Annotated in this window: 11 protein-coding genes; 5 read left to right on the top strand and 6 right to left on the bottom strand. The window is 73.8% G+C overall.

The window, feature by feature from the left end; translation table 11 throughout:
* Position 1 precedes the first annotated feature (1 nt).
* The 4 genes from GUY59_RS22260 to GUY59_RS22245 form a co-directional block, all read right to left on the bottom strand.
* The gene (locus GUY59_RS22260; protein WP_138199202.1) at positions 2-1,201 is read right to left on the bottom strand and encodes a glycosyltransferase; all 1,200 of its coding nucleotides are present in this window, start codon (positions 1,199-1,201) and stop codon (positions 2-4) included.
* The gene (locus GUY59_RS22255; RefSeq protein WP_212746138.1) at positions 1,198-2,232 is read right to left on the bottom strand and encodes a glycosyltransferase family 9 protein; all 1,035 of its coding nucleotides are present in this window, start codon (positions 2,230-2,232) and stop codon (positions 1,198-1,200) included. Before GUY59_RS22255 ends, GUY59_RS22260 begins: the two co-directional genes overlap by 4 nt.
* A 266-nt stretch (positions 2,233-2,498) precedes the next feature.
* Complete coding sequence (locus tag GUY59_RS22250; protein WP_138199201.1) at positions 2,499-3,464, bottom strand: glycosyltransferase family 2 protein; 966 nt, start codon at positions 3,462-3,464, stop codon at positions 2,499-2,501.
* Positions 3,461-5,104: a carbamoyltransferase family protein gene (locus tag GUY59_RS22245; RefSeq protein ID WP_138199200.1), complete on the bottom strand. Its 1,644-nt coding sequence runs from the start codon at positions 5,102-5,104 to the stop codon at positions 3,461-3,463. The genes GUY59_RS22250 and GUY59_RS22245 overlap by 4 nt, the downstream gene beginning before the upstream one ends.
* 167 nt (positions 5,105-5,271) lie before the next feature.
* On the opposite strand from GUY59_RS22245, the gene GUY59_RS22240 reads away from it, so the two are divergent.
* Genes GUY59_RS22240 through GUY59_RS22230 form a run of 3 tightly spaced genes read left to right on the top strand, consistent with a single transcriptional unit; the run spans position 5,272 to position 7,122 of the window.
* Entirely contained in the window at positions 5,272-5,868 is a 597-nt protein-coding gene (locus GUY59_RS22240) for a D-glycero-alpha-D-manno-heptose-1,7-bisphosphate 7-phosphatase (RefSeq protein ID WP_201761183.1), read from the top strand.
* Entirely contained in the window at positions 5,865-6,785 is a 921-nt protein-coding gene (locus GUY59_RS22235) for a glycosyltransferase (RefSeq protein ID WP_138199199.1), read from the top strand. Before GUY59_RS22240 ends, GUY59_RS22235 begins: the two co-directional genes overlap by 4 nt.
* Before the next feature lie 28 nt (positions 6,786-6,813).
* Positions 6,814-7,122: a WhiB family transcriptional regulator gene (locus tag GUY59_RS22230; protein WP_171055297.1), complete on the top strand. Its 309-nt coding sequence runs from the start codon at positions 6,814-6,816 to the stop codon at positions 7,120-7,122.
* Here GUY59_RS22230 and GUY59_RS22225 read toward each other — a convergent pair.
* Positions 7,058-7,543, bottom strand: a complete 486-nt coding sequence (locus tag GUY59_RS22225) for a peptide deformylase (RefSeq protein WP_138199198.1) — start codon at positions 7,541-7,543, stop codon at positions 7,058-7,060. The genes GUY59_RS22230 and GUY59_RS22225 overlap by 65 nt on opposite strands.
* 250 nt (positions 7,544-7,793) lie before the next feature.
* On the opposite strand from GUY59_RS22225, the gene GUY59_RS22220 reads away from it, so the two are divergent.
* Positions 7,794-8,945 (top strand): uroporphyrinogen-III synthase, encoded by a 1,152-nt coding sequence (locus GUY59_RS22220; protein ID WP_138199197.1) that lies wholly within the window; start codon positions 7,794-7,796, stop codon positions 8,943-8,945.
* Positions 8,942-9,883, top strand: a complete 942-nt coding sequence (locus GUY59_RS22215) for a sirohydrochlorin chelatase (RefSeq protein WP_252374825.1) — start codon at positions 8,942-8,944, stop codon at positions 9,881-9,883. Before GUY59_RS22220 ends, GUY59_RS22215 begins: the two co-directional genes overlap by 4 nt.
* Before the next feature lie 396 nt (positions 9,884-10,279).
* On the opposite strand, the gene GUY59_RS22210 is transcribed toward GUY59_RS22215, so the two are convergent.
* A complete protein-coding gene (locus tag GUY59_RS22210; protein ID WP_138199196.1) occupies positions 10,280-11,134 on the bottom strand; it encodes a PAC2 family protein in 855 nt (284 codons plus the stop codon).
* Positions 11,135-11,352: the final 218 nt, after the last annotated feature.

Here is an 11,352-nt window from a genome sequence, read left to right as displayed (position 1 = left end):
ATCAACCCCCCAGGGCCGCCAGATGGCCGACCTTGCCGTCGATGACCTGCGCGTACACGGCCTCCGTGCGCTCGGCCACACGGGCCCAGCCGTATCTCTCACGGGCCCTGCGCGCCCCCGCCGCGCCCAGCTCCGCCCGCCTGCCCGGGTCGCCGAGCACCTCGCGCAGCACCCTGGACAGGGCGCGCGGGCGGCGCGGCGGCACGAGCACGCCCGCGCCCGCGACCGTGTCCAGGTGCCCGCCGACCGCCGAGGCCACGACGGGGACGCCGCACGCCATCGCCTCCACCGGCACCATGCCGAACGGCTCGTACCACGGCACCGTCACCACGACGTCGGCCGAGCGCATCAGCGCCGGCACGTGACTGCGCGGCACGCTGCCGATCACGTGCACGCGGCACTCCAGTCCGTACGCAGCGGCCAGCTCCCGCAGCCGGCCCGCTTCGGCGTCGTCGTCGCCGCCGCCGGCGATCACCAGCTCGGCGCCCGGCACCCCCCGCAGTGCCCTGACGACCGTGTCGACGCCCTTGCGCGGCACCATCCTGCCGATGCTCAGCACCAGGCCGCCCTCGGTGCGCGGCGCGACCGGCCCCTCGGGGCAGAACGCGGTGAGGTCCACCCCGCACGGCACGATCGCGACCCGCTGCTCGGGCACGCCCATCGCGCGCAGCTCGTGCACCTCGTCGGTGCAGGTCGCCAGCACGGCGTCGGCCCGCCTGGCGATCTCGCGCTCGGTGGCGATCCGGTGCGCCGGGCTGGTGTCCGCCTCGCCCTGCCAGCGCCGCTTGACGGTGCCGAGCGCGTGGAACGTCTGGACCACCGGCACGCCGGCGCCCGCCCGCTGGACGGCCCGCAGGGCCGCCTGGCCGCTCATCCAGAAGTGCGCGTGCACGATGTCCGGCGCGCGAACCGCCCAGCGGCCGGCCAGCCGCTCGGTGAACTCCGCCATGTACGGGGGAAGCTCGTCCTTGGGAACCGGCGCCGCCGGGCCGGCCGGGACGTACTCGACCGTGACACCGGGCGCCATGCTCACCGAGGCGGGCTGCGAGCCGCAGGTGCGCCGGGTGTGGACGGTCACCGTGTGCCCGCGCTGCGCCAGCGCCACGGCCAGCGCGGCGACGTACACGTTCTGGCCTCCCGCGTCGACGCCGCCGACCGCGGCCAGCGGGTCCGCGTGCTCGGAGATGAGATCCACCTTCACTGCGTCAGCTCCCTCACTGCCTTCACCACCTGCTCGCCGGTCACCTGGGACAGGCATGGGTGCCCGGGGACCGGGCAGGCGCGTGCCCTGCTGCCCCTGCAGGGAGCCTGCTGGTCGCCGAGCAACACCGTGGGCACGCCGTACGGGGCCCACCGGGCCGCGGGAACGACGGGGGCGAACAGGCTCACGACAGGAGTGCCGACGGCCGCGGCCAGGTGCGCGGGGCCGGTGTTGCCGGCCACGAGCACGCCGGCGTGCTCGATCACGGCGGCAAGTTCGGCGAGCGTGGTCCTCCCGCCCAGGTCGATGGCGACGTCGCCGGCCACGTGGGCGGTGAGATCACGTTCTGTGCCGGTCACGACGACCTGGTGCCCGTCCTCGGCCAGCTCCCGCACCGCCTGCCGGTGCAGGCCGGCGGGCCAGGTGCGGGCGGGGGCCGAGGTCCCGGGATGGACCACGACGTACGTGCGCCTGTCAGCCCCGGACGAGGTCCCCAAAAAACGTGAAATATCCGGCAATGGCCGTTGAACAGCGAGTCTCCCGTCATCGCCCGCCGGCAGCACGAACCCGGCCGCCGCGGCGACGGTCAGCATGCGCTCCGCCTCCGGCACGTCGAGGCTCTCGTCCACCACGTGCCTGACGTCCAGCAGCGAGCCGGGATAGTCGTTGCTGATGGCGGTGATCCTTCGTACGCCCGCCAGCCTCAGCAGCAGCGCCAGCGGCAGCGCCGACTGGTGGAACGACGTCAGCACCACCGCCTCGTCCACGCCGCGCAGCCTGCCGACGAGAGCGGCGACGTCGTTCCTGCTGACGGGCGGTGGCGTGTGGTCGATCCATGGAGCGTGCCACTCGATCACCCTGTCCACGCCGGGCAGCAGCTCGGCGGCGGCCCTGCCGTTCGGGCCCGCCAGGAAGACCACCTCGGCGGCCAGCGCCCGCACGGCCCTGACGGCGGGCCCGGCCAGCAGCACGTCACCGGCGTCGTCCAGGCGTGCCACGAGCACCCGCCCGCGCCCCGCGCCGCCCGCCACCGGCCGATCCTGCTCGGCCGTGTCGTGCTCGGCCGTGTCGTGCTCAGTCGTGTCGTGCTCGGCCGTGTCGAACGCGGATCCGTCGTGCCCGGCCCTGTCCCGCTCCGCGCGCCGGCCTGTCCCCGTGCGATCTCCCGCACGTCTCCCCGCGCGCCGGCCGCCGCCGGACCTGCCGGGCCTGCCGGGGTGGGCGGGCGCGCGGGCAGGCGCGCCCGGCGTCCGGCACGGGTGCGGGCCGCACCCCTCGGTTTCCGCCCAGCGAGCGGTCATCGCCGCGCCCTCCATTCCCCTCGCAGCCGGTGCGCGCAGGCGACCGGCGGGATCACCACGCTCGTGAGGACCATCCGCAGCACCTCGGCCGGGGTACGCGGCCCCGGCGCGATCCGGCGCCACGCGAACTCCGCGGTCAGCGCACCCCAGGCGAGCGCCGCCGCCCCCGCCGCCTGCGCCGCCCACCGGGGCCGGGCCCCGCCAGGCGCTTCGCGCAGGGCGGACGCCCCCAGCGCCGTCGCCGCGAGCGCTGCCGCCGTGGTGGCGGCGTGCAGGCGCAGCCGGCCGGGGCCGCCGCCGATGGCCGCGCGCCATCCCGGCCCGTGCAGGCGCCGCATGAGCGCGTCGTCGGCGTTGCCCCGCTGGAAACGCACGCTCGCCCAGAACCCGTCGTCGCGCACCGGATGGGTCGTCAGCCGCTGCCCGCGCACCAGCCGGTGTCCCGCCCGCCTCACCCGCAGCGCGAGGTCGGCGTCCTCCCGGTAGGCCCGGGGGAAGCGTTCGTCGAACCCGCCGGCCGACTCCAGCACCGGACGCCGGTAGGCCATGTCGGCGGTCACCCACAGCGCGCCGGACAGCCCGCCGGTGTGCCGCTCGCCGTCGGTGGGCCGGCGCGAGGACGGCAGCGGCACCTCGATGCGCCCCTGGCTGCCGGCCACGTCGTCGGGCAGGTCCACGAGGTCCTTCCAGACCGCCTCCGCCCATCCGGGCGCGGGGATCACGTCGTCGTCGAGGAACACCACCCACGGTGTCTCCGCGGCCCGCCACCCCACGTTGCGCGCCGCGGCGGGCCCCCGTCCGAACGAGCGGACGACCCGTACGCGGCCGGGCAGCGACGCAAGGACGCCGCCCGCGGCCTCCGTCCTGTCGTCGACCACGATCACCGGCATGGCGGAGCCCACGGCGGCCAGCGTGTCCAGGAGCGTGGCCCGTCCGATGGTCGGGATCACCACGGTGATCACGAGGCGAACACCTCCCCGCGCCGCACCAGGTACGGCCCGAGCGCGAGCACGTCCACAGGCGACGACCCGAAACACTCCAGCGCGTCCCTGGGGTCGTCGACCATGGGCCGCCCCGCCGTGTTCAGGCTCGTGTTGACCACCACGGGCAGCCCCGTACGCGCCTCGAACTCGCTCAGCACCCGCGCCATCAGCGGGTCGGCGCCCGGCGAGACCGTCTGGATGCGCGCCGTCCCGTCCACGTGCACGACCGCGGGGATGCGCGGCGCCCAGTCGGGGCGCACGTCGTGCACGAACAACATGTACGGCGAGGGCACCGGCCCCCGCCCGAAGATCTGCGCCGCCCGCGACTCCAGCACCATCGGCGCGATCGGCCTGAACTGCTCGCGCCCCTTGACGTCGTTCAGCCGCTCGGTGTTGCGGGCGTGACCCGGGTGGGCCAGCAGGGAGCGGTGGCCGAGCGCGCGCGGCCCGTACTCGGAGCGTCCCTGGAACCACGCCACGATCCGGTCGGCGGCAAGCTCGGCCGCCACCGCGGCGGCCAGGTCGCGGGGCCGGGTGTAGGGCACGCGCGCCACGTCCAGCCAGGCCCCCAGCTCCTCGTCGGTGAAGCCGCGCCCGAGGGCCGTGCCGGTCATGGGCGCGGCCGGCTCGCCGTACGCGTGCGCCAGGTGCAGCGCGCCGCCCAGCGCGGTGCCGGAGTCGCCCGCCGCCGGCTGGACCCAGATCTCCTCGAACGGCCCCTCGTCGAGCAGCCGGGTGTTGGCCACGCAGTTCAGCGCGACTCCGCCGGCCAGCGCCAGCCGCTGCTCGCCGGTCCGCTCGTGCAGCCAGCGCGCCAGCTCCAGCACCACCTCCTCCAGGCGGGCCTGCACGCTGGCGGCCAGGTCGGCGTGGTCGGAGGTCCAGGGCGCGCCCTTGCGCAGGGCCTTGGCGTAGCCGCCCCAGTCGACCCGCTCGACGCGGAACCCGCCGTCCCCGGTCGTGTAGATCACCTCGCGCAGCGCGTCCAGGTGGCGGGGGGTGCCGTAGGAGGCCATCGCCATGACCTTGTACTCGTCGCTGGAGCGCAGGAACCCGAGGTGCTGCGTGACGTCCTCGTACATGAGGCCGAGCGAGTGCGGCAGCTCCTGCGTGGCCAGCACCTCCAGCTCGCCGTCGCGGTAGCGGCCGGCCAGGTGGGAGACGTTCTCGCCGCGCCCGTCGCACACCAGCACCGCGCAGTCCCGCCCTGGAGTCGTCCACCGCGAGGCCAGCCCCGCGGAGGCGGCGTGCGCCACGTGGTGCGGCACGTAGCTGACCTGGCCGGGGTCCAGGCCGGGCAGCGCGGTGGACAGGAACGCCGGCGCCCGTACGGCGTACCTCGTGCGCAGGTCCTCCCAGTCGCCCTCCGGTTTCTGGACGACGAGGGAGGGGTCGTAGGAGTAGGCGACCGCGTCGATGTCCTCGGGGGACAGACCCGCCTCCCGCAGGCACCACGCGGCGGCCAGCTCGGGCAGCTCCCAAGCCGAGAACGCCAGCGGCCGCTTGCCGTGCTTGCGGCGGCTGAAGCGCTCCTCCTCCGCGGCGGCGACGATCTCGCCGTCGACCACGAGCGCGGCTGCCGGGTCGTGGAAGATCGCGTTGATGCCGAGAAACTTCATGTCCCCTCCCAAGAGATGTCGAGAACCGCTACCGACAGAAGCGGCTCTCAAACATGTGGCAACAGGAAGAGGTGCGGAAACGGGCCGCACCGCCGGGGGATTGTCACGCTAAGTAGTTGTTTGTCGGTGGAGGGGCCGGGTAGCTGCGGGACACGCGACGGAGGTGAATGGTGTTCGAAAAGCGACGTCCCGGCGCCGTGCTGTTCGATCGGGACGGAACCTTGATCAGGGACGTTCCGTACAACGGCGATCCACGTCTCGTCGAGCCCATGCCGGGCGCGACCGAGGCGCTCGGCCGGCTGCGGCGCGCGGACGTCCCGGTGGCCGTGGTCACCAACCAGTCCGGAGTGGCCAAGGGGCTGGTCACGCCCGACGAGATGGACCAGGTGAACGCCAGGGTGGAGGAACTGCTCGGCCCGTTCGACGCCTGGGCGATCTGCGTGCACGACGACGGCGACGGCTGCACCTGCCGCAAACCCGCGCCCGGGCTCGTGATCAGGGCCGCCGCCGTGCTCGACGTCAGCCCGCGCGACTGCGTGGTGGTCGGCGACATCGGCAGGGACATGGCCGCGGCCAGGGCGGCGGGAGCCCGGGGCATCCTCGTCCCCACCATGCTGACGCGGCCCGAGGAGATCGACGAGGCCCCCGAGGTCGCCGACGACCTGACGGACGTCGTCGAACGGGTGCTCAACGACGTCAGAGAGGCGCCCGTGCCGGCCGCGGCCGCGCCCTGGGCCAGGGCGATGGGCTGGAGCCGCTGGTGAGGATCCTCCTCTGGCACGTGCACGGCTCATGGACCAGCGCCTTCATCCGGGGCGCACACGACTACGTCCTCCCGCTCGTCCCCGGCCGCGGCCCCGACGGCCGGGGCCGCGCCGCCACCTTCGACTGGCCGGCCGCCGCCCGCGAGGTGCCGTACGACCGGCTGCGCGACGAACCCGTGGACGTCGTCGTCTACCAGCGCCCGCACGAGATCGACCTGGCACGGGAGTGGCTCGGCCGTGACGTGCCCGGCGTCTACGTCGAGCACAACACCCCCGCGGGCGACGTGCCCCGCACCCGCCACCACCTCGCCGGCCGGAGCGGCATCACGCTCGTGCACGTCACCCACTTCAACGAGCTGTACTGGGACAACGGGCGGGCGCGCACGCGCGTCATCGAGCACGGCGTCCCCGACCCCGGCCACCTCTACACGGGCGAGCTGCCCCGGGCGGGCGTCGTGGTCAACGAACCGGTACGCCGCGCCAGGGTCGCCGGCACCGACCTGCTGCCCCGCTTCGCCGAGCGGGTGCCCCTCGACGTGTTCGGCATGAAGGTGGACGGCCTGCCATACGGCACCTACGAGGACCTGCCGCAGCACGTCATGCACGGCGAGCTGGCCAGGCGCCGCGTCTACCTGCATCCCTACCGGTGGACCTCCCTCGGGCTCGCCCTCATCGAGGCCATGACGCTCGGCATGCCCGTCGTCGCGCTGGCCGCCACCGAGGCGATCGAGGCCGTGCCGCCCGAGGCCGGCGTCCTGTCGACCAAGGTGCACGTGCTCGCCGCCGCGCTGCACGATTTCGTGGCCGATCCAGGACGCGCAGGCCAGGCCGGAAAGGCCGCCAGGGCCGCGGCTCTGGCGCGGTACGGGCTCGACCGGTTCCTCGAGGACTGGGACCGGCTGCTCGAAGAGGTATGACGGCCAGACGTCCGGGTAGGCGCGGCCCATGATGATGCTCGACTGGACACGCAGGGCCGCCTGCCTCGACCTGGACCCCGAGCTGTTCTTCCCGATCTCCCAGGAAGGTCCCAGCCAGTCACAGGTCCAACGGGCCAAGAACGTCTGCGGGGGATGCCCCGTACAGCAGGCGTGCCTCGACTACGCGCTCAGCACCAGGCAGGCGTACGGCGTCTGGGGCGGCACCGACCCGGAACAACGGCGAGAGCTCAGAACGGTCGCCGCCTCCCGGCTCAGCTCGTCGGCAGCGCCTCGGCGAGAAACCGTGCCCGCTCGCTCTCTTCGAGATGGTCGCTGAACAGCACGCCGTCGAGATGGTCGACCTCGTGCTGCAGCACCCTCGCCAGGATGCCCAGCGCCCGCACCGTCAGCGGCTTGCCGAACATGTCACGGCCACGCGCCGTGACCATGTAGGAACGTTCCAGCGGCCACCACACTCCGGGCGCCGACAGGCACGCCTCGTCGGCCATGACGCGCCGCTCTGACACCTCCAGGCGCGGGTTCACCAGGTGGCCGGCCTTGCCGTCGTACGCGTAGACCACCACCCGCACCGGCTCTCCCACCTGCGGCGCCGCCAGGCCGGCCCGGCCGGCTCCCGCCCGCATCGTGGCCGTCAGCGACTTCACCAGCCGCCGCAGGTCCCGGTCGAAGTCGTGCACGGGCGCCGCCACCGAGCGCAGCAGCGGATCGTCGAACGTGCGAATAGGCCGGACCGTCACCAGCACTCCCCGATAGCCGTCGTCATGAAGGACGCTTCCCTCGGCGGCGCCGCGTCAACCGTGAAGGTTCGGGCCTTGTAGCACAGCGGTAACAGAGGAGACCCAGGGGCGAAACCACCCGGAAGCAGTATCTGAGGGTGATCTCACTTGCGTCACTCACGCCTGTGATGCCTGGCCGGGTGCTCGGGGCCCGGCCGGGCGCAGGACCACTCACCGGGCCGGGCGTTCCTGTGCACCCGGAGGTGTCCGCATGAACGAGCGTTCGTCCCCCGAGACGGAGCCGGACGCGCTGGCGGGCTTCACCGTCGGCGTGACCGCGACCAGGCGCCGGGAGGAGTTCGGGGCGCTGCTGGAGCGGCGCGGCGCGCGCGTCGTCAGCGCCCCCGCCATCCGGCTGGTCCCGCTGGCCGAGGACTCCGACCTGCTCGCCGCGACCCGCCACAGCCTGGGCGGGCCGCTCGACGACGTGGTGGTGACCACCGGCGTCGGCTTTCGCGGCTGGATGGCCGCCGCCGAGGGCTGGGGGCTCTCCGCCGACCTGAGCGAGCACCTGTCCAGGGCGCGCCTGCTGACGCGCGGGCCCAAGGCCAGGGGAGCGGTGCGTGCGGCCGGGCTCAACGACCACTGGACGCCCGCCACCGAGTCGTGCGACGAGATCAAGCGGTACCTGCTGGCGCAGGACCTGCGGGGGCGGCGCATCGCGGTGCAGCAGCACGGCGAGCCGCTCAGCGACTTCGTGGCTGACCTGCGCGCGGCGGGGGCCGAGGTGATCGAGATCCCGGTCTACCGGTGGCTGCCGTACCGTGACGTCTCACCGCTGCGCCGCCTCGTCAGCCAGACGATCTCCGGCTCGGTGGACGCCGTCGCCTTCACCAGCGCCCCCGCCGTGCACGCCATGCTCGGCATGGCTCGCACCGAGGGGCTGGAGGACGCGTTGCTGGCCGCCTTCGGCGGACCCGTGGTGGCCGCCTGCGTAGGGCCCGTGACCGCGGGCCCGCTGGCCGCGCGCGGCGTGCCCACACTGCAGCCCGATCGTTCCCGGCTCGGCGCGCTGGCCCGCGTCCTGGCCAGGCACCTGCCGGAGCACGGCGTCACCAGGCTCGAGACGGGCGACCACCGGCTGGAGATCCGCGGCCACGCCGTGGTCGTGGACGGTGAGCTGCGGCCGCTGCCGCCGGCTCCGATGGCGGTGCTCAAACGCCTGGCCGACAAACCGGGGCACGTCGTGTCGCGCGCCGACCTCCGTACCGTGCTGCCGGGCAGCGTGGCGCGCGAATCGGCCGAGCACGCGGTGGAGATGGCCATCACCCGGCTGCGCCGCGCACTCGGGCCGAGCGGCATCGTGGAGACGGTGGTCAAGCGCGGCTACCGGCTCGCCTGCCGCTACGAGGCAGGCCTGTGACGCCCGCACTCGTACTGGCCGCGCACGGCACGCGCAGCGCCGCGGGGCAGCGGACCCTGGCGGCGCTGGCGGAGACGGTCAGGAGGGCGCGTCCTGGACGGCGGGTCGAGCTGAGCCATCTCGAGATCAGCGCGCCGCTGCTGGCCGAGGTGCTCCCCGCCGTTCCCGGTCCCGTCGTCGTCGTGCCGCTCCTGCTGGCCGGCGGTTACCACGTCCACATCGACCTGCCCGCGGTGATCGCGCGGAGCCGTGCCGACGCGGTGGTGGCCGGCTGGCTGGGGCCGCACCGGCTGCTCACGTCGGCGCTCGTCCGCAAGCTGGCGCGGGCCGGGCTGCGCGCGGACGACGCCGTCGTGCTCGGTGCGGCGGGTTCCTCCGACCCGGCGGCGCTCGCCGACGTGCGCGCCGCCGCCCACCGGCTCGCCGTACGCCTCGCGCGCCCGGTCACCGCCGCCTTCGCCTCCTCCGGCGCCCCCTCTCTGGAGGAGGCGGTGGACCGGCTGGGCGCCGCCGCGGGGGTGGCGATCGCGTCGTACGTGCTCGCGCCCGGTTTCTTCCACGACCGGCTGACGGCGGCGGGGGCGGGGGCGGTGAGCGAACCGCTGGGAGCCGACCCGGACGTGGCGGCGCTGGTCTGGCACCGTTACGACGAGGCGCTCGGCGCCCGCCGCGCGACGGCAGGGCACTCCCTGACCGCCGCACCGGCCCTTCGCCACGCGACCGCCGAGGCGCGCGTTGCGTACGGTGACCCGCCGAGGCGCGTTGCGTACGGTGGCCCGCCGGCGGGCGGCGTTTCGGGGTTTCAGGCGTGGACGGGTTCGAGGCGCAGCTCGCGCACGATCTCCCTGGCGCTGTCGTCGAGCAACGCCTCGCGGAAGCGGACCGTCACGTCAGGGGAGGTGAAGGCGGGCAGCGCCGCGCTCTGGACCTCCATGTAGTAGCCGATGCCCGCTCGCGCCACCGGAACAAGATTGTCGGATACGCACCCTTTTCCTGTGAGATGGGTTAAGTCATGGAGAATGCTGAGCCAGAGCGGGAGCCGGTCCTGCAGCAGCGCGAGGAAGTGGTCGACGTTGCCGCCGCTGCGGTCCTCCCTGACGGAGACGGCCATCTCCAGGATGCGCCGCCTGGTGTCCTGACTTCTCTGGTGCGGGTCCACGTGGGAAGTCGCCATGGCATGCCTATCGGTGCGCGGTCGGTTGATCAGGCATTACAGTGCGGTGTCGATGCTGACGGGAAAGGGGCGACAGCCGGAGTTCCAGCTTGGTGCAATCGAGCGAGGCACCGATTATTACCCGAAACCGCGAATAATGCCGGGATGTGCGCTCCGGAGGTCAGCTGTCGGTGTCGCGGTCCCTGCGCCGCAGGTAACGCTCGAACTCCGCGGCGATCGCGTCGCCGCTGGCCTCGGGCAGCTCCGCGGCGTCCTTGCGCTCCTCGAGCTCCTTGACGTATTCGGCCACCTCGCTGTCCTGCGAGGCCAGCTCGTCGACGCCGCGCTCCCACGCACGGGCCTCCTCGTCGAGGTCGCCCAGCGGCAGGGGGATCTCCAGCACGTCTTCCAGCCGGCGCAGCAGCGCGACCGTGGCCTTCGGGTTGGGCGGCTGGGCGACGTAGTGGGGCACCGACGCCCACAGCGACACCGCGTCCATGCCGGCCCGGCCGAACTCGTGCTGCAGCACCCCCACGATGCCCGTCGGGCCCTCGTAACGGCTCAGCTCCAGGTTGGTCGAACGCGCCAGCGCCTCGTCCGTCGCGCCGCCGAGAATGGGCACGGGCCGGGTGTGCGGTGAGTCGTTGAGCAGCGCACCAAGCATCACGGCGAGCTCCACGCCGAGCTCGCGGCAGACTCCGATGATGTCGGCGCAGAACGAGCGCCAGCGCATGTTGGGCTCGATGCCGCGCAACAGCACGACGTCGCGCTCGACGCCCGGCGGGCGGGCGCGCAGCAGCCGCGTCGTCGGCCACACGATCGACTGCGCCAGCCCGTCGTTCATCTCCACGACCGGCCGGGTCACCTGGAAGTCGTAATAGTCGTCAGGGTCGAGCGCGACCAGCGTCTCGGCCTTCCATGCGGACTCGAGATGGGCGACCACGCCGCTGGAGGCCTCGCCCGCGTCGTTCCACCCTTCGAACGCGGCTATCAGCACCGGGTCGACGAGTTCGGGGAGCCCTTCGAGCTCTATCACGTGTCGCCCCCTCTCTCCATCATCCCGCTAAGCCTATGCGGTTCGGGGGCGCCAGCGTCACCGATCTCCTTTGCGCCTCCTCCGGCCGGCGCCCCGGCCCTCCTCCGACGTTCCTCCTGGCGCCCGCCCTGGCCCCCGGCCCTTCGTCCGGGCGGTCACCGGGCGGTCAACCGTGCCGTCCCCGCTCGTGACCGCCGGACGCCTGATTCCGCCCGGCC

The sequence above is a fragment of the Nonomuraea sp. K271 genome (assembly GCF_009908215.1).
In the GTDB taxonomy this organism is placed as follows: Bacteria; Actinomycetota; Actinomycetes; order Streptosporangiales; family Streptosporangiaceae; genus Nonomuraea; species Nonomuraea longispora.
The sequence above is the reverse complement of the archived record's forward strand: the minus strand, read 5'-3'. Positions and strand labels throughout refer to the sequence as shown.

What these genes read in the sequence shown, in the direction of transcription:
- GUY59_RS22240 (WP_201761183.1), top strand. Translation starts at nt 5,272, where the DNA reads ATGGTGTTCGAAAAGCGACGTCCCGGCGCCGTGCTGTTCGATCGGGAC.
- GUY59_RS22245 (WP_138199200.1), bottom strand. Translation starts at nt 5,104, where the DNA reads ATGAAGTTTCTCGGCATCAACGCGATCTTCCACGACCCGGCAGCCGCG.
- GUY59_RS22230 (WP_171055297.1), top strand. Translation starts at nt 6,814, where the DNA reads ATGATGATGCTCGACTGGACACGCAGGGCCGCCTGCCTCGACCTGGAC.
- GUY59_RS22220 (WP_138199197.1), top strand. Translation starts at nt 7,794, where the DNA reads ATGAACGAGCGTTCGTCCCCCGAGACGGAGCCGGACGCGCTGGCGGGC.